The 16,796-nt window shown below is 58.3% G+C and carries 15 protein-coding genes; 7 read left to right on the top strand and 8 right to left on the bottom strand.

What is annotated here, in order from left to right:
* The first annotated feature begins 131 nt into the window (after positions 1 to 131).
* Positions 132 to 1,658: a flavin-containing monooxygenase gene (locus NUW46_RS19285; RefSeq protein ID WP_418140988.1), complete on the top strand. Its 1,527-nt coding sequence runs from the start codon at positions 132 to 134 to the stop codon at positions 1,656 to 1,658.
* Between the two features lie 26 nt (positions 1,659 to 1,684).
* Here the strand turns inward: NUW46_RS19285 and NUW46_RS19280 are convergent, their stop codons facing one another.
* Positions 1,685 to 2,638, bottom strand: coding sequence for a transporter substrate-binding domain-containing protein (locus tag NUW46_RS19280; protein WP_418140987.1), 954 nt, complete (start codon positions 2,636 to 2,638; stop codon positions 1,685 to 1,687).
* Positions 2,639 to 2,803: 165 nt separating this feature from the next.
* A complete protein-coding gene (gene mltF / locus NUW46_RS19275; protein ID WP_418140986.1) occupies positions 2,804 to 4,180 on the bottom strand; it encodes a membrane-bound lytic murein transglycosylase MltF in 1,377 nt (458 codons plus the stop codon).
* 185 nt (positions 4,181 to 4,365) lie between these two features.
* Between mltF and NUW46_RS19270 the strand changes: the two genes are divergently transcribed.
* Positions 4,366 to 4,821, top strand: coding sequence for a DUF302 domain-containing protein (locus tag NUW46_RS19270; RefSeq protein WP_418142065.1), 456 nt, complete (start codon positions 4,366 to 4,368; stop codon positions 4,819 to 4,821).
* A gap of 37 nt (positions 4,822 to 4,858) precedes the next feature.
* Here NUW46_RS19270 and NUW46_RS19265 read toward each other — a convergent pair whose 3' ends face one another.
* Positions 4,859 to 5,674 carry a prolipoprotein diacylglyceryl transferase family protein gene (locus NUW46_RS19265; protein ID WP_418140985.1) on the bottom strand — a complete coding sequence of 272 codons (816 nt, stop codon included), beginning with the start codon at positions 5,672 to 5,674 and terminating at the stop codon, positions 4,859 to 4,861.
* A gap of 331 nt (positions 5,675 to 6,005) precedes the next feature.
* Here NUW46_RS19265 and NUW46_RS19260 point away from each other — a divergent pair, with 331 nt between their 5' ends.
* The 3 genes from NUW46_RS19260 (at position 6,006) to NUW46_RS19250 (ending at position 9,878) form a co-directional block, all read left to right on the top strand.
* Positions 6,006 to 7,328: a DEAD/DEAH box helicase gene (locus NUW46_RS19260; RefSeq protein ID WP_418140984.1), complete on the top strand. Its 1,323-nt coding sequence runs from the start codon at positions 6,006 to 6,008 to the stop codon at positions 7,326 to 7,328.
* 127 nt (positions 7,329 to 7,455) lie between these two features.
* The gene (mrtJ, locus tag NUW46_RS19255) at positions 7,456 to 7,929 is read left to right on the top strand and encodes a JDVT-CTERM system glutamic-type intramembrane protease MrtJ (RefSeq protein WP_418140983.1); all 474 of its coding nucleotides are present in this window, start codon (positions 7,456 to 7,458) and stop codon (positions 7,927 to 7,929) included.
* 77 nt (positions 7,930 to 8,006) lie between these two features.
* Positions 8,007 to 9,878, top strand: a complete 1,872-nt coding sequence (locus tag NUW46_RS19250; RefSeq protein WP_418140982.1) for a hypothetical protein — start codon at positions 8,007 to 8,009, stop codon at positions 9,876 to 9,878.
* A gap of 138 nt (positions 9,879 to 10,016) precedes the next feature.
* Here the strand turns inward: NUW46_RS19250 and NUW46_RS19245 are convergent, their stop codons facing one another.
* The gene (locus tag NUW46_RS19245; RefSeq protein ID WP_209399439.1) at positions 10,017 to 10,739 is read right to left on the bottom strand and encodes an OmpW/AlkL family protein; all 723 of its coding nucleotides are present in this window, start codon (positions 10,737 to 10,739) and stop codon (positions 10,017 to 10,019) included.
* Positions 10,740 to 10,906: 167 nt separating this feature from the next.
* Positions 10,907 to 11,377 carry a winged helix-turn-helix transcriptional regulator gene (locus NUW46_RS19240; protein ID WP_153634124.1) on the bottom strand — a complete coding sequence of 157 codons (471 nt, stop codon included), beginning with the start codon at positions 11,375 to 11,377 and terminating at the stop codon, positions 10,907 to 10,909.
* 89 nt (positions 11,378 to 11,466) lie between these two features.
* Here NUW46_RS19240 and NUW46_RS19235 point away from each other — a divergent pair, with 89 nt between their 5' ends.
* Both NUW46_RS19235 and bamE read left to right on the top strand, forming a co-directional pair.
* Entirely contained in the window at positions 11,467 to 12,579 is a 1,113-nt protein-coding gene (locus tag NUW46_RS19235) for an NADH:flavin oxidoreductase (protein WP_418140981.1), read from the top strand.
* A gap of 154 nt (positions 12,580 to 12,733) precedes the next feature.
* Positions 12,734 to 13,039 (top strand): outer membrane protein assembly factor BamE domain-containing protein, encoded by a 306-nt coding sequence (gene bamE / locus NUW46_RS19230; protein WP_069182339.1) that lies wholly within the window; start codon positions 12,734 to 12,736, stop codon positions 13,037 to 13,039.
* Positions 13,040 to 13,068: 29 nt separating this feature from the next.
* Here bamE and pntB read toward each other — a convergent pair whose 3' ends face one another.
* The 3 genes from pntB to NUW46_RS19215 form a co-directional block, all read right to left on the bottom strand.
* Positions 13,069 to 14,460, bottom strand: coding sequence for a Re/Si-specific NAD(P)(+) transhydrogenase subunit beta (gene pntB / locus NUW46_RS19225; protein WP_153634122.1), 1,392 nt, complete (start codon positions 14,458 to 14,460; stop codon positions 13,069 to 13,071).
* A 12-nt stretch (positions 14,461 to 14,472) separates the two neighbouring features.
* The gene (locus NUW46_RS19220) at positions 14,473 to 16,050 is read right to left on the bottom strand and encodes a Re/Si-specific NAD(P)(+) transhydrogenase subunit alpha (RefSeq protein ID WP_209399441.1); all 1,578 of its coding nucleotides are present in this window, start codon (positions 16,048 to 16,050) and stop codon (positions 14,473 to 14,475) included.
* A gap of 104 nt (positions 16,051 to 16,154) precedes the next feature.
* Positions 16,155 to 16,787, bottom strand: a complete 633-nt coding sequence (locus NUW46_RS19215) for a TetR family transcriptional regulator (RefSeq protein WP_418140980.1) — start codon at positions 16,785 to 16,787, stop codon at positions 16,155 to 16,157.
* Positions 16,788 to 16,796 lie beyond the last annotated feature (9 nt).

Below are 16,796 nucleotides of genomic sequence, written 5' to 3'. Positions count from 1 at the left end.
CCGGCGGATGACTGGCTGAAACAACCAGGGGCGGGTACCGCTTTGGCCAATTCCCGGGCCGCCAGGCCTGCGCTATCTTGATGACAGACCATTGATTATAAAAAGCGGACTGGAATCCGAGAGGACAGGCAATGAGCAACCAGCATTTCGATGTACTGATCATCGGCGCCGGTGTTTCCGGCATTGGTATGGCGTGTCACCTGAAGCGCGAGTGCCCAGGGAAATCATTTGCCATCCTCGAGCGCCGGCAAGCCCTGGGGGGCACCTGGGACCTTTTCCGCTATCCGGGTATCCGGTCGGATTCCGACATGTTCACCTTCGGCTACAACTTCCGTCCCTGGACCGGCGGCAAGGTGCTGGCGGATGGTGCGTCGATCAAGAATTATGTGTCGGAGACCGCCAGGGAACACGACGTGGAGCGCCACATTCGTTTCGGGCTGGCGGTCAAGACGGCAGACTGGTCGGGCGTGGACAAATGCTGGAAGCTCACGGCCCTGAACGAAGCAACAGGTGATACCGAGCACTACACTGCCAACTTCTTGGTCGGGTGCACCGGTTACTACAATTATGATCAGGGCTACAAACCGGACTTTCCGGGCGAAAGTGATTTCCGCGGCCAGATCGTACATCCCCAGCACTGGCCCGAAGATCTCGACTACACGGGCAAGAAGGTGGTGGTCATCGGCAGCGGCGCAACCGCGATTACCCTGGTGCCGACCATGGCAGAGAAGGCCGCCCACGTGACCATGCTCCAGCGTTCTCCCACTTATCTGATGCCTCTGCCGTCAACCGACAAGGTCACTCTGGCCTTGCAAAAGGTCCTGCCCGAGACGACCGCCTACCGGCTGACCCGGGCCAGGAATATTTCTATTTCGCGTTTTCTCTACCAGCGTTCCAGAAAGAGCCCGCAGTTCATGCGACGGCTGTTCCTGGGCATCATCAAACGCAAGGTTGGCGACACCGCCGACATGCGGCACTTCACGCCGGATTACAATCCCTGGGACCAACGCCTGTGTGTGGTGAAAGACGGGGACCTTTTCCAGGCCATGAAAGCCGGCAAGGCCTCCATCGCCACCGATCATATTGATCGCTTTACGGAAACCGGCATACGCCTGAAGTCCGGCGAGGAATTGGCGGCGGATATCATCATTCCGGCCACCGGCCTGGATATCCAGATGCTGGGCGGGATCCGACCGACCGTGGATGGCCGGGAAGTGGTGATGAAAGACAAGATTATCTACAAGAACGTGATGGTGGAGGGTGTACCCAATGCCGGCATGATCTTCGGTTACACCAACATTTCCTGGACCCTGAAGGTCGACATTGCCGCTGAATATCTGTGCCGGTTGATGAACCTGATGGACAAGCGTGGCTACCGCACCGTGGTGGCCCGTGACACCGAGAACAGCCGCGGCGAAGACACCGTCCTGGGCTCCCTCAATTCCGGCTACATCAATCGCGCGGCCGATCGCCTGCCCCGACAGGGTACCCATGGGCCCTGGAAATCGTCCCAGAATTACCTGGAGGATGTGAAAATCCTGAGATTTGAGCCGATCGAAGATGGCTATCTGGAATTCGATGGCAAGCGGACCCATGCGAGTCACAAGGAATCCGGTGGTTTCCTTCGGCCTCTGCGCTCGGCCCTGTTCGGGGCCTGAGCACGGAAGCCGTTCAGGCTCTTAAGTCATTCCCTGCCAAGGTACGCGGCTTGAATGGCAACCCAATCCTCGGATTCGGTCACTCGCAGTATCTCCTGGGAAACCGGTGCCCGAATTGGACTGCCCTCGGGCAAGGCCAATGCATAAAGCTGCTCTGCAAATACCCCCGGCAGGATAGTCAGCCGCTTCTCGCCCAGCTGCTGGTTGCGGTACTGCATCAGCGGCCGGTCGTAAACGATGGCATCGCTCTCGCCGTCGGCAACCGAGGTCATGGCAGCAGTGAGGTTGGGGTAGGTTTGATAGCGAATGCGCTCTTCTTCCAGATAGCGCTGGCTGGCAGTCTGGCCAATGGTGGCGACAATTTTTCCTGGCAGGTCCCCAACGCCCTCGATACCGGTGCGCAGGTTGCTGACGGTCAGAGAGGAGGTGATGGCTGCCGTGAAGCTGGCGACCATGATCAAACCGGCAAACATCCACACCAGGGCAATCAACCGGCCCGGGAAAGTAACTGGAGCCTTGTCTCCGTAACCGACGGTGGTCATGGTGACAGCCGCCCACCAGAAGCTTGAACCGATCCCTTCGGCCGCAGAGCCCCCGAACTGTTCCGGATTTCGACGTCGCTCAACCAGCCAGAGCAGGAAGCCGACGGCCAGGAGCAGAGCGCCGAGAGCCAGTACCACGCTTACGAACTGCCAGCTGACCATGGCTCGTAGGCTACCGAGGAGGCTCTGCTCCGGCACCGGCGGAACTGCTATGGATAGACCGGTCTGATAGAAAGGGTGGCTGAAATCAAACCGGCCTTCGCGGTCTGCGGTCATGGTAAGGGCGCCGACGGCCACATCAATCTCGCCGTTTTCGGTGGCGTTCAACAGTTCGTTGAAGCTCATCGGTACCCATTTGAACTCCCGGTCAATCCCGGCTGCCACTTCCTGCCAGAGGTCAACGCTGATGCCTTCCCAGCGTCCGTCACCGTTTTTCATTGCAAAGGGCGGCACCTCGGTAATTCCGACCCTCAGAGGGGAGGTCTGGGCATGGACCTGGACTGAGATCGCCAGTGTGAGCAGAAAAAACCAGGTGAAAATCCTGTTTACCATAGCTTGTTGCGGCCCGTTTCGGGGCCGCGCTCCCTTTTAATTATCAACAGGTTATTCGAAGGCGGAACGAATCACGTCCCGGTAGTTACGGATTCGCTGCACATAATGCACTGGCTCGTAGCCCCGGGCGTATCCGTAGCGGGTGCTTGGGTAGTATCGCTTGTCCGCCTTGAGGGGTAACACCTCGGTCATGTCCTGCCAGGAGTCCGGATTCTTGTTCAGGGTCCTGGCGAGCGCGCGGGCATCGAGCAGATGTCCACGTCCGATATTGTAGCTGGCCAGGGCCAGGAACGTGCGGTCCGGCTCCGGAATGGTTTCCGGCAGGCGGCGGTGTCTGTCAGCCAGATAGCGTGCACCGCCATCAATGGCCGCCTCAGGGTCCAGCCGGTTGGTCACGCCCAGTGATTCGGCAGTCCGCTGGGTCAGCATCATGATACCTCGGACGCCAGTAGGCGATTTCGCGGCGGGATCCCAGTGAGATTCCTGGTAAGCCAAAGCGGCAAGCAGGTCGGCGGGCATGCCGGTTTTGGCTTCCGCTTCCCGGAATTGATCAATGAACTCCGGCAGCCGATCCTCAATTCGCCGGTTCAGCGCGCGCAGATCGACAAAATCGAAATCACCAATGTAGGAATAGTATCGGTTCTCCATCAGTCCGATGGCTTCATCGCCATCGACGCTGTTCATCCATTCATGGGCATCGTCTCCCAGCGCCTGCTGGTTCTTGGGCAGATACCAGCCCAGGTTCCGACCGTCCGTCAGCGTCATGGCAACTTCCAGGTGCGGAAAATGCCGGCGCATCACCTGAACGATGTTGGAATCGGCCACGGTGCAACCCACCTCCTGCTCGGCAACGTCCGAGAGAATCACCTCTGTGGTGCGGTCTGCATCCTCTTCGAATTCGATGCCGGGGTGTTGCTCGTTGAGCGTGTTCAGGGTTTCGACATAGCTGGAACCGGCAGTCACGACGATATCGGTGCCGGGGATGTCCTCGGGTTTGCGGGGCATGGGTCGCGAATCGCGATGGCAGACCAGTTGTTCGGTAATCTCGGTGTGGGTCGGTCCACGGGCAAAGCGTTCATCCCGTGAGGCCAGGTGAGTCAGGCCCGCTGCCGCCAGATGGGTGTTGCCGGCCTCAAGTGCATCGAGAACCTCGCTGGTGGATTCCAGCATGGTCCATTCCACTTCCCATCCACGTTGCTCGGCATAGGCACTGATCAGTGCGTGCTCGGGGCCGACGGGGTTTTCATGCCGATCCAGGTAATAAGTCGTGGAGCCGTTGCGGGTGGCGACTTTGAGAATGCCGGTTTCCGATGGCGGTTTGAGTTCTGCTGTCGGCTGAGTTGTCGTCTGTTGGCTATTATTTTCACTGCAGCCGGCGAACAGCAGCGGCAAAATCAGAATACCGGGTGCAAACTTCCATCGGGACATAGCGAAGTCTTTCCTGTCTTTTGGGATTATGCCTACGTATAAACACGTATCTCCCTACCATAGTACTCGCGATCTGCCCTTTCGGATTCCTCCAACCAGATTTGCTCGCGTTCTGCCCCTCCTCGAAGCGCACTGATGAGTTGTGTTCTATGCTGAAATCCTCTGCAAACTCTCCGGAGGACACCATGCGCTGTATTCTCAGACTTGCCCTGATAACTTCAACTCTGCTGTTCGCAATGCACGCACAGGCGGCAGACGGGTTAGTCACGGTCAAAAGCAGCCACGACGTCAAAGCCACGGCGGACAAGCTCGAGTCTGTGCTGAAGGAAAAAGGAATGACGGTCATGGCCCGGGTTAACCATCAGCAGGGCGCTGAAAAAGCCGGGCTGGAACTTCGTCCCACCGAAGTGGTTATTTTCGGCAACCCCAAAGTCGGCACTCCGCTGATGCAGTGCGCCCAGAGTGTCGCCATTGACCTGCCCCAGAAAGCGCTGATCTGGGCGGATGCCAATGGCGAGGTTTGGCTGGGGTACAACAATCCCGAGTACTTGAAAAACCGTCATAGCATTGAAGGGTGCGATGAGGTGCTCGACAAAGTGAGCGTTGCACTGGGGAATTTTGCCAAAGCGGCCACCCAGTAGATAAACCTCAGGCCGCCATCGGGAAATCGAGTCAGGATCATTCTTCCAGTGTGCGGATCTTCTCCAGGCCCCGGGCCAGGGTCGCCCGTGACAGTTCGCCCATATGAGAATCGATTAACTGGCCCTCGGCATTGTAGAAAAGCGTGGTTGGTAAGCCGCTGCTCCCCACGGCCCGGGCCAGTTGGGCCTGGTCGTCCCGGTAGAGGTTGTTCAGGTTCAGGCGGTTTTCTTCCAGAAAGGAACGGATGGTTTCCGGCTGTTCCCGCTGGTTGGCAAACACAAATGCGATATCCGGGTAAATTTGCTGGGCTTCTTCCAGAACCGGCATTTCCCGGATGCAGGGTGGGCACCAGGTCGCCCAGAGGTTCACCACCAGGGGTTGGCCCCGAGCCAACTGGAACATGTTGATCGCTTCGCCATTGAGCGATCGTAGGGTAACGTCCGGCATGCCCCGGGCCTGTTGTTCGATCAGCGTGATCGTTCCTGCTGTGCCTGCCCAAAACAGGAAGCCAGTTAATACAGCCGTGGCCAGTGGCTTCCGCTGGGCTCTTCTGCGCCAGATCAGGAAGCCGGTGAAGACGATGGCGCCGATGAAACCCCAGAGCACATCAAAACCGCCGTCCCGGATATCAATGATGCCCAGCAGGTCGTTCTGGTAATGCTTGAAGTAGCTGATCACGAAACCGATCCGGGCGCTGAGCATCGCTACCACAAAGATATCGGCCACCGATCCGGCCACCGGTACCCGGTACTTGCGGCCGAGTATCCCGCCAACCAACAGAGCCAGACCGAAGGCGATAACCAGGAGCAGGTGGCCGATGGACAGGCTCAATGGACCGATGCTGACGCTCATTCCTGTAACTTCCTCATAGAGATTGGTATCGGGTTGGGGTGATCAGAACATTCTGACTTTGGGAAGTGCGCCAGGTTCCTTCGGATGCTTATTATAATCACCTATGGCTAAATGCCCGGGGCTCTGTTACTGTTCCCGCATCCTGCCTCTAGGGATTCCGCAGTTTAAGGCTCCAAGCCCGTGCGACCTATCCATACGACCTGTCAGAGGACGTCACCCCGTTAACGGCGCGTGACCGTAGTCGTCTTATATTCCATGAATATTCATGGCATCTGCCCGCATTCACCTGTAACGGTGTTCGTGAAGGCAGAACAATCAAGAGTTTATCTATATGAGTTTTTCTTCACTCGGTTTGTCCGAGCAGCTGGTTCGTGCCACGTCTGACCAGGGTTATGAAACCCCGTCTCCCATCCAGGCCCAGGCCATTCCCGCCGTGCTTTCTGGCCGGGACGTGATGGCAGCTGCCCAGACCGGTACCGGCAAAACCGCCGGCTTTACCTTGCCCCTTTTGCAGCGTCTGGGTGAAAATCCGCGCACCGGCAAAGGTCCCCGCGCCCTGATTTTGACGCCTACCCGTGAGCTGGCGGCGCAGGTTCATGACAGCGTGAACCTTTACAGCAAATACATCCCCACCAAGGCGGCTGTGGTCTTCGGTGGCGTGAAAATCAATCCGCAGATGATGAAGCTGCGCAAAGGCCTGGACGTGCTGGTGGCAACACCTGGCCGTCTGATGGACCTGTATCAGCAGAACGCTGTGCGCTTCAACGAAGTGGAGATCCTGGTGCTGGACGAAGCCGATCGCATGCTGGACATGGGCTTTATCCGCGACATCCGCAAGATTCTTGCCTTGCTGCCGGCCAAGCGCCAGAACCTGCTATTTTCAGCGACTTTCTCCAACGATATTCGCAAGCTTGCCGAAGGCCTGCTGGATAACCCGGTGCAGGTGGAAGTCGCCGCCCGGAACACCACCGCTGAAAAGGTAAAACAATCGGTGTATCCGGTAGACCAGAGCCAGAAGACGGCTCTTTTGAGCAAGCTGGTTCGGGACAACAGCTGGGATCAGGTGCTGGTCTTCACCCGTACCAAGCACGGTGCCAACCGCCTGACCCAGAAACTGGAGAAGGACGGCATCACCGCGGCTGCCATCCATGGCAACAAGTCACAGGGCGCCCGCACCCGCGCGTTGGCTGACTTCAAGGCCGGCGAAGTGCGTGTTCTGGTAGCTACGGATATCGCTGCCCGCGGCCTGGACATCAAGCAACTGCCCCAGGTGGTGAACTTTGAGCTGCCGAACGTGCCGGAAGACTATGTGCACCGGATCGGCCGAACCGGTCGCGCTGGCGAGAGTGGTCATGCTTTGTCACTGGTTAGTGCCGATGAAGGCAAACTGCTCGCAGGCATCGAGAAGCTGATCAAGAAGCAGCTGCCACGCAAGGAAGTGGAAGGCTTTGAGCCGAAGAACAACCTGCCGATCAAGCCCAAGGCGAAGGCTGACCCTAGCCGCGCCCGTAACCGTAATGGTAACGGCGGTGGCAATGGTCGTCCCGGTGGAAAGCCGAAAAGCTTTGGTGCCACGCCGGGTGGTCGCAGCGGTGGCCGTAGCCAGGGTGGCGGCGGAAACCGGGGCCGTTCAGGCCAGCGCCAGAGCGCCTGAAGGCAGTTAACACCTTTCAGAAAAGCGGAGCCTTGCTCCGCTTTTCTGTTTGTGGCGCCTGACTTTCCTGCACGGTTTGCACTAGTATTCAGGGTCTGAATTCTGGCCGGCCAGGCACTCTCAGCTTATGCAGGAATCCATCTCCCTCCGGGCTCAATTGGGCCTGATTGCCCCCAAACGGCTGATGTCGGATTGGCAGTTTCTGGTTGCGCTGGTGGCCGGCTGCCTGGTCAGCATTGTGCTGACCACTCTTTTCGATGGGAGCGGCTGGCAGGACGCGGATCTTCTGTCGATCCTGTCTTTGATTCTCTGGGCCCCCATTATTGAGGAACTGGCCTTCAGAGGGGTGGTGCAGGGCTGGCTGTCGGGAACCTCCCTGGGCAAACGGGGTGTTGCGGGTCTGTCATGCGCAAACCTGTTTGCAGCGCTCCTTTTTACCGCCTGGCATCTGGTTTATCGAACCGACCTCATGGCCTGGCTGGTTTTTGTGCCTGCGCTGGTTTTCGGATACTTCCGGGACCGCCACGGCTCTCTCGTGCCCTGTGTGATTCTACACGCTGCCTACAACGTGTCGCTTCTGCCAGGCTGGTATTTGCCCTGATGAAAATTTGATCAGGGTCAAAACCAGAGTTCTGGGTGTGTATCAGTCTGAAACACGGGAAATTTTTCGAGGTGTCTATGAAAGCATTCAGCCAGCATGGGGCATTTCTGCGGCGATTTGTCGCACTTTCGGTAATCGTCCTGACCGCCTGCAGTGATGGTGGCGGGTCGGCAGGGAACGCTGGCGATGACACCGATCCGAACGAACCACCCGAGGATGTTCTGCCGTCACTGACAACCCAGGTCGAGCACTGGAGCCCAACGGGTGTATTCCTGGCGGCGGCGGACTGCGGGCAGTGCCATACGGCCAGCAATCCTGGCGATAGTCCGGCAGTGCTGAGGGCTCCGGACCCGCAAGTATCGGCGGTGCAGCCGTCACCGGGTGGCGCGGATATCAGCCCTTTTGCAGACTGGAAAAGCAGCGTCATGGCCAACGCGTTCACTGACCCGTATTTCCGGGCCAACATGATGCATGAGGCGGAAACCTTCCCGCATCTGGCCGGTTTTATTGAAGACAAATGCCTCACCTGCCACAGCCCCATGGCCAGAACCCACGCCCATCAGACGGGAGTAGGGCTTGAGGATGGCTTTTATCGGGCAGAACAGGCCCTGGTAGACCCCCATGCCCGCGAGGGGATCAGTTGCACTGCCTGTCACCAGATCACCGATTCTGTCTTGACCGGAAATGCCTACCCGGACGGCGTGCATTCCGGAGATTATGAGATTCCGGCAGCGGGCGAGCCAGGCGCATTCACCATCCATGGCCCCTATCAAAACCCTCAGGGACAGGCGATGCAGAATCAGGTTGGTTTCATGCCCGCGTACGGCCAACAGATGCAGGATTCGCGGCTCTGCGCCAGCTGCCATGAGCTGTATACCCCGACCATTGATATAGAAACGGACCAGCCCAACGGTGAAGACTTTCCCGAGCAGACGCCCTTCACCGAATGGGCAAGCAGCGATTTCGGCCCCAGTGGCAGCAACACCCGTTCCTGCCAGCAGTGCCATATGGCGCGGGAAGAGGTCGGGGAGAACTTCCTGACCCGGCTGGCGGTGAGGCCGGATGGCAGCGTGAATGCAAACTGGCCCGAGCGCCAGCCTTATTCACCACACGTTATGCTGGGCGGAAATACCTGGTTGCTGGAAACGCTCGAGTTGTTTCGGGAGGAGCTCGGGCGCGATTCGATCAATGAGGAAGGCGAGTTTGCGGCCACGGCGGAACTGACCCGCGAGTTCCTGAAAACCGCTGCGACCCTTTCGGTCACCGGCGAAGGCATAGCAAGCGGTGAATTGGTTTTCGATCTGACGATCCAGAATGAAAGTGGCCATAAACTGCCCACCAGTTTCCCGTCACGCAGGGTCTGGGTGGGAACCCGAGTGATCGATGCCAATGGTGCGGTGGTTTTTGCAAACGGTGCACCAGACAACAGCTTCCGTTTACCCATGGATGAGGATTTCACGTCGGAGGCCTGTCTGGCGGCCAAGAAACCTCCCGGTTTCGATTCGGAGGCCTGTTATCTCGGGCATGTCAGTGAAGTCCGTTCCGAACAGGATGTACCCGTCTACGAGGCCGTACTGGGCTCCACGACCGGAGATATAACCCATATTCTGCTTTATGCCTCGACCCTCTTGAAAGACAACCGTATCCCGCCCCGCGGTTTTGACAACGCCGCAGTACCGAACGATGTCCGCCCAGTTGGCGTTCAGGGCGACAGTGATTTCAACGCGTCCAATGAAGGCCGTGACACTATCCGTTATCGCATTCCCGTGGGCACGTCACTGGCGTTGCCTCTGCAGGTTGAAACAACGCTTTACTACCAGGCCATCCGCCCTACGTTTATCGACGGTTTGCACGGTGAGCACGAATGGGTTGACGAGTTCCAGACGATTGCCAGGCTGAACCCACCGCCCGCGGAGGTGATGGCTGAGCTGAGTTTCCAGGTTCAGTAGGATCGAATTAAGAGGCTCAGGGAAGAGTGGTTGAATGGTGACGAGTGGGCAAAAAAAGGCGGGGCCGGAGAAGCCCCGCATAGGAAAGCGCACCTTCCGCCAGCCAACAGACCGTGGCGACTGGCGGAGGCACGGGGATCAGAACTTGTAGGATACGCCTACCATGTAAACCCAGGGGTCGATATCCACATCAATGGTGCTGGTATCAGCAACGGCATTGCCTGCATAAGCGTTGATGGTGGCTTCGGTGTCGATGTCGATCCACCATACCGCCGCGTTGATACCCACGTTTTCGGTGATCATGTAATCAAGACCAATCTCGGCGGCCAGACCAAAGCTGTCATCCAGTTCGATGTCGGTGCCATTGATACCCGGGTTTCCTGCCACCGCATCATAGGTGGTGGTCAGCGTCTGGGTGGTCTTCTCTTCAAAGAAGTTGGTGTAGTTTACGCCGGCACCAACGTAGGGCTGGAATTTGCTACCACTGGGCATCGGGAAGTACTGCAGCGTGATGGTGGGCGGCAGGTGCTTGGTTTCTGCCAGCTTGCCAGTGCCACCCAGAGCTGCGCCGTCACCCTTGATGTCGTGCTTGAACGGAGTCGCCGCCAGCACGCCAACACCGATCTGGTCAGTCAGCATGTAGGTTGCAGTCAGGCCCAACTGGCTGTTGGAATCGACGCTCACTTTGGCGCCATCAATTTCGCCGAGAGCGTTGGAGTTCAAGTTGCTGCTGGAGGAATCCGGATCAACCGTTGCCACACCAACGCGACCAATAAAATCACCGGCTTCGTACGCCTGAACAGCCGGAGCTGCCGCCATCACTGCTGCAGCCAGAACACCAAGTTTGAATGTACGGGACATATCCATCTCCTTAACCTGAATCGTTGATGACTGCAGATTAATGACATCGGGAAATGGAAACTTGATTTAGCGCAAGAATGCCCGGGCAGTTGCACGGGTTTGATCGGCGGATTGATTCAACTCAAAAAAACAGACGGTGGTGCTTTGACTGTGGGTATTGCGGATGGTCAGGCCGAGTGCTTTTTCCCTGCTGGCAAGCTCTCTTCCGGGACAAACACATCCCGAATGGAAAGGGCCTGGCCGTCGGCGTCCTGAACTTCCACCGTGTGAATCGGTCGACCGGTGGCGCGGTCGCGCAGGTCGAGGGGGGGCTCGTCTGGAGCCGGATTCCATTTATCCCCCCACTGACGAAGGGCAATAACCACCGGAAAGAGGTCCCGGCCCTTTTCGGTCAGGCGGTATTCGAAACGTGATCCATGCTCGCCCACGTCAACTTTGCGCAACACGTCATTGTCCACCAGCCGTGCCAGACGATCGCACAGGATATTCTTGGCAATGCCCAGCTCCTGCTGGAAATCGACGAAGCGCCGGGTGCCATACATGGCGTGCAGCACAATGAGGAGGGACCACCAGTCACCCACTTCATTGAGGGCGCGGGCGACGGAACAGCTGGAATCATCAAAACGTTTTCTGGCCATGTCCGGAGTGTACCGAATAGGGTTGCATTTTAAAACCAGATTCAATAGGGTTGCTTTACGAAACCAAATTAGTGAGGTTGCACATTACCATGAGCATGAATCTTGGACCGCTTTTCGAACCGTTTGAACTCCACAACCTCAAACTGCGCAATCGTGTGGCCATGGCGCCCATGACCCGCAACTTCTCGCCGGATGGTGTTCCGGGGGAAAACGTGGTGGCCTATTATCGCCGCCGTGCCGAAGCCGGTGTGGGCCTGATCATCACCGAAGGTACAACGGTGAATCATTCCGCCGCCAATGGTTATCCAAACGTACCGGCATTTCATGGGTCTGAGGCCCTTGAGGGCTGGAAGAACGTGGTAGACGCGGTACACGAGGCGGGTGGTGCGATTTTCCCGCAGCTCTGGCATGTGGGTGCCGTCCGGAAGGAGGGAACACCTCCGGATCCCGCAGTTCCGGGCTACAGCCCCTCCGGTCTGTTTGCCCCGGGCAAGCCCAACGGCAAGGCCATGACCAAAGAAGACATTGAAGACGTGATCACCGCGTTTGCCGACGCAGCCCAGGATGCCAAAGCCCTCGGTTTTGACGGCGTGGAGATCCATGGCGCCCATGGTTACCTGCTGGACCAGTTCCTGTGGGAGGGCACCAACCAGCGCGATGACGAGTACGGCGGCAGCCTGGAAAATCGCCTGCGCTTTGTGGTCGAGATTGTGGAAGCAGTGCGTCACCGGGTCGGCCCCGACTTCCCGATCATGCTGCGCTTCTCCCAGTGGAAGCAGCAGGATTACGAAGCCAAACTGGTCCATAGCCCCGAGGAACTCGAGCGGTTCCTGAAGCCTCTGGTGGAAGCCGGTGTGGACATTTTCCACGCATCCACCCGCCGCTTCTGGGAGCCGGAATTCGAGGGCTCGGACCTGAACCTCGCTGGTTGGACCCAGAAGCTTTCGGGCAAGCCCACCATGTCGGTAGGCAGTGTCGGGCTGACTGAGGATTTCATCAGCGGCACTTTTGCCAGCAAGCAGGAAGCGGTTGAGAAGGCCGGTATCGATGAACTCGTGGAGCGGATGAACAACCACGAGTTTGAGCTGATCGCCGTTGGTCGGGCACTTCTGCAAGACCCTGAATGGTTGATCAAGGTGAAAGAAGGCCGCCTGAACGAAGTGGAATCCTTCGCCAAGAAGTCCCTCGCCAAACTGTATTGATTATCCCCTTCGATCGGACGATCGACACTTGCCGCAGTGCCTTCGGGCCTGCGGCTTTTTTTATCCGATGAACCTGTCGTCTTCGTAATCGCGTCTGCTCAGAGACACGTTATGATGGATGAAATTCACCCGAATATGAGGGATCAGTATGTCGATGATTAGTTCGATTAGAGCGCTGTCTGTGGCACTTGTGATGGTTGCCATGGTGGGTTGTGCGACCGTTGGTAAAGACTTTGCCACCCACAATGTCGACCAGATCCAGATTGGTGAAACCACGCGAGCCGATATCCAGGAGATGTTCGGGGAGCCGTGGCGTACCGGTATCGAGGATGGCAAACGCACCTGGACCTATGGCAAGTACAAGTGGTCTGCCTTCGGTGATGCCGAAACCACCGACCTGGTCGTTCGGTTCAACCAGGACGGCACTGTCTCGTCTTACGTTTACAACACGACTGAGTAATTACTAAGGTAAACAGGCGCGGGGCTGGCTCAGCCCCGCAGACCTGACACCAGCTTGTCGATGCTTTCCTTGGCATCGCCGAAGAGCATGCGGGCGTTATCCTTGAAGAAGAGCGGGTTCTCCACCCCGGAATAACCGGTGGCCATGCCTCGCTTGAGAATAACCACCTGATGAGCCTTCCAGACCTCCAGCACCGGCATGCCGGCAATCGGGCTGCCCGGATCCTCGGCGGCGGCCGGGTTCACCGTGTCGTTGGCACCAATCACCAGTACCACGTCGGTATCCGGGAAATCCTCGTTGATCTCGTCCATCTCCAGCACGATGTCATAGGGCACATGGGCTTCTGCCAGGAGAACGTTCATGTGCCCGGGCAGGCGACCGGCGACCGGGTGGATGCCGAAACGCACGTTCACACCCTTGTCCCGCAGGATCTTGGTCATTTCGCTGACGCCGTTCTGGGCCTGTGCCACCGCCATGCCGTAACCGGGCACGATGATCACCGACTGGGCGTTGCGCAGCTCTTCACAGACGTCGTCGACACTGGATTCGTGCACCGTCTGGTCGGCATCGGCGGCCGCCGAACTGCTGCTGGTCTGGCCGAAGCCACCAAGAATCACGCTGATGAACGAGCGGTTCATGGCCTTGCACATGATGTAGCTGAGAATGGCACCACTGCTGCCCACCAGGGCGCCGGTAACAATCAGCAGATCATTACCCAGCATGAAGCCGATGGAGGCCGCGGCCCAACCGGAATAGCTGTTGAGCATGGAGACCACTACCGGCATATCGGCACCGCCGATCGCCATGATCAGATGAATACCGAGGACGGACGCAATGGCCGTCATCAGAACGAGCGCCACGATGCCCAGGGCCATGCTGTCGGTACCCAGGAACCAGGCGCCCAGAAACACGCAGACAATAACGGCCACCAGGTTCATCATATGCCGGCCGGGTAGGGTCAGGGCCTTGCTGTCGATGCGACCATCGAGCTTGCCACAGGCCACCAGGGAGCCGGTGAACGTCACCGCGCCAATGAAGATGCCAACGTAGACTTCCACCAGTTTGATGGTGTGCTCGGCACCGGAGGTGGCAATCAACGGCTCGATGTAGCCGGAAAAGCCGACAAACACGGCAGCCGCGCCCACGAAGCTGTGCAGCAGGGCCACCAGTTGTGGCATCTGGGTCATTTCCACCTTGTTGGCGATGGCAATGCCAATGCCCGCACCCAGCAACACGGCAATCACGATCGAAACGATACCGCCGTCAACACTGGCCAGGGTTGCGCCCACGGCGATGATAATGCCGGCGACCCCGTAAAGATTGCCGCGCCGCGCGGATTCCTGGTGGCTGAGACCACCCAGGCTGAGAATGAAACAAATGCTTGCGACCACGTAGGCCACGCTCACCAGTCCTGTGCTCATATCGGGCGCCTCCTACTTGCGGAACATTTTGAGCATGCGATGGGTGACCCGGAAGCCGCCCCCCACGTTGATGCTGGCGATCAGCACCGCGACAAACGCCATGATGCCGACGGCAATGTTCTCCGCCTGGGCCAGGTGCAGAATGGCGCCGATAACGATGATGCCACTGATCGCATTGGTGACGCTCATAAGTGGCGTATGCAGGGAAGGCGTAACGTTCCAGATGACCTGCCAACCGATGAAGCAGGACAGAACAAACACCGTAAAGTGTTGCAGGAAGCTCTCCGGTGCGTGAGCGCCAACGCCGTAGAGGGCGAGGGCCGTTACAACCAGAAGAACGGTTTTGCCAATCAGGCTTTTGCGATCGGCGTCTTTCTTGGCCGCTGCCTTGTCGGCGGCCGAGGGTTCCTCGGTGCCGGGTGCAGGCTTGGGGCTGACCGGCGATTCCGGTTTTGGTGGCGGCCAGGTGATGTCCTCCTCGTGCACCACCGTCAGGCCCCGGATGACTTCGTCATCCATGTTCACCACGGGTTTGCCGTCTTTCTCGGGGGTCAGCTCGGTAAGCAGGTGCACCAGGTTGGTGGCGTAGAGTTCACTGGCCACCTTGGCCATGCGACTGGGCAGGTCGGTGTACCCGATCAGGGTAACGCCATGATGGTGCGCCACCTTGCCTGGCTCGGTGAGTTCGCAGTTGCCGCCGCGCTCGGACGCCAGATCCACGATGACACTGCCAGGCTTCATGGATTTCACCATATCGGCCGTGATCAGTTTCGGCGCCGGCTTGCCGGGAATCAGGGCGGTGGTGATGATGATGTCCACTTCTTTTGCTTGTTCGGCGAACAGCGCCATCTCCGCCTTGATGAACTCGTCGCTCATCTGCTTGGCGTAGCCGCCACTGCCGCTGCCATCCTCGTCCTCAAAGTCCAGAACCAGGAACTCGGCCCCCATGCTCTCGACCTGTTCCTTCACCTCAAGACGGGTATCAAAGGCCCGCACGATCGCGCCCATGCTGTTGGCGGCGCCGATCGCTGCGAGGCCCGCAACCCCGGCACCTATCACCATGATTTTCGCCGGAGGAACTTTGCCTGCGGCGGTGACCTGGCCGGTAAAGAATCGCCCGAAGTGGTTGGCCGCCTCAATCACCGCCCGATAGCCGGCAATGTTGGCCATGGCACTGAGAGCGTCCATTTTCTGGGCGCGGCTGATCCGGGGCAGGCTGTCGATGGCGAAAGACGTAATTTTTCTGGCCGCCAGCTTTTCCAGCAATTCCGGGTTTTGCGCCGGCCAGATGTAGCTCACCAGAAATGCGCCCTCCTTCATCAGATCCGCTTCGTGCTTGCCCAGTGCCGGATTCTCCATGGGCGCGCGAACCTTCAGGATGAAGTCGGCCTCTTTCCAGAGAGAGCTGGTATCCGTTGCGATGGCTGCCTCGACTTTCTCGTATGCAGCATCGGAGTAGTTCGCGGCTTCGCCGGCGCCGCTTTCAACGATCACCTCATAGCCGAGCCCGATTAACTTGTGAACAGAAGGTGGCGTCGCGGCTACTCGCCGCTCGTCCTCAAAGATTTCCTTGGGGATACCGATTTTCATTATTGGAGTGCCTCCGGATTTCCCGATCAATCACTTGTTCTGGTTATCTACATACTAGTGCAGGTTGCCAGATCTGCCCGGAAAGCGGAGTTATCGCAGGTTTTTCAGCTGTGTTTCAGGGCGAGGCGTTCGACTTCTGTCTGCGACAGGTGATCAAGCATTGCCCCGCGGAACTGCCGGTTGATGAAGTGCTCGGTTTCGGTCTGGATGGTTTCCCGCTGGGCGGGTTTCTCGATGTAATCCATGGCCCGGAACAGGATGTAGCGGATCGTCATGCGGGAGATTTCATGAATGGTCTCGGGCGGCACGGCGGTCACCAGCTGCCGCTCGATAATATCCTCCGCCATTTCCCGGGCGCTGGCTTCAAGTTGTGATTCCAGGGCACGGCGAAGTATCGGGGAAGGGCCGTGGAGTTCCCGGACGGCCACCGTAGTGGCGGCGGGATTGGCCAGGAAGTAGTGGTAAACGAACGCCACGGTATCCCGCGATGCCTGCTCGGAAGAATCCGCCATCTGCCGCAAATCCCGGACCCCGGCTTTCATCTCCTCGGCGATGTATCCAAGCACTTGCAGCCCGAACTCGTCCAGGCTCTTGAAGTGCCGGTAAAAGGTATTCGGATTCAGCCCCGCCTCCCGGGCAAGTTCCCGCAGTCCCAGCGAGGTCAGGCTCCGGGTTTCGGTAATCAGCCGAAGCGCCGCCTGAATGAGTTTGAGTTTTCCGCCGGTTAATCCGTTCATCTTTTCCTC

Source organism: Marinobacter sp. MA (genome assembly GCF_048298425.1).
GTDB lineage: Bacteria > Pseudomonadota > Gammaproteobacteria > Pseudomonadales > Oleiphilaceae > Marinobacter > Marinobacter salsuginis.
This window is presented reverse-complemented; position numbering and strand designations above follow the sequence as displayed.

Excerpts from the sequence above, each read along its gene's own strand:
- NUW46_RS19285 (WP_418140988.1), top strand. The coding sequence starts at position 132 with ATGAGCAACCAGCATTTCGATGTACTGATCATCGGCGCCGGTGTTTCC.
- NUW46_RS19280 (WP_418140987.1), bottom strand. The coding sequence starts at position 2,638 with ATGAAAAACGGTGACGGACGCTGGGAAGGCATCAGCGTTGACCTCTGG.
- mltF (WP_418140986.1), bottom strand. The coding sequence starts at position 4,180 with ATGTCCCGATGGAAGTTTGCACCCGGTATTCTGATTTTGCCGCTGCTG.
- NUW46_RS19270 (WP_418142065.1), top strand. The coding sequence starts at position 4,366 with ATGCGCTGTATTCTCAGACTTGCCCTGATAACTTCAACTCTGCTGTTC.
- NUW46_RS19265 (WP_418140985.1), bottom strand. The coding sequence starts at position 5,674 with ATGAGCGTCAGCATCGGTCCATTGAGCCTGTCCATCGGCCACCTGCTC.
- NUW46_RS19260 (WP_418140984.1), top strand. The coding sequence starts at position 6,006 with ATGAGTTTTTCTTCACTCGGTTTGTCCGAGCAGCTGGTTCGTGCCACG.
- mrtJ (WP_418140983.1), top strand. The coding sequence starts at position 7,456 with ATGCAGGAATCCATCTCCCTCCGGGCTCAATTGGGCCTGATTGCCCCC.
- NUW46_RS19250 (WP_418140982.1), top strand. The coding sequence starts at position 8,007 with ATGAAAGCATTCAGCCAGCATGGGGCATTTCTGCGGCGATTTGTCGCA.
- NUW46_RS19245 (WP_209399439.1), bottom strand. The coding sequence starts at position 10,739 with ATGTCCCGTACATTCAAACTTGGTGTTCTGGCTGCAGCAGTGATGGCG.
- NUW46_RS19240 (WP_153634124.1), bottom strand. The coding sequence starts at position 11,377 with ATGGCCAGAAAACGTTTTGATGATTCCAGCTGTTCCGTCGCCCGCGCC.
- NUW46_RS19235 (WP_418140981.1), top strand. The coding sequence starts at position 11,467 with ATGAGCATGAATCTTGGACCGCTTTTCGAACCGTTTGAACTCCACAAC.
- bamE (WP_069182339.1), top strand. The coding sequence starts at position 12,734 with ATGATTAGTTCGATTAGAGCGCTGTCTGTGGCACTTGTGATGGTTGCC.
- pntB (WP_153634122.1), bottom strand. The coding sequence starts at position 14,460 with ATGAGCACAGGACTGGTGAGCGTGGCCTACGTGGTCGCAAGCATTTGT.
- NUW46_RS19220 (WP_209399441.1), bottom strand. The coding sequence starts at position 16,050 with ATGAAAATCGGTATCCCCAAGGAAATCTTTGAGGACGAGCGGCGAGTA.
- NUW46_RS19215 (WP_418140980.1), bottom strand. The coding sequence starts at position 16,787 with ATGAACGGATTAACCGGCGGAAAACTCAAACTCATTCAGGCGGCGCTT.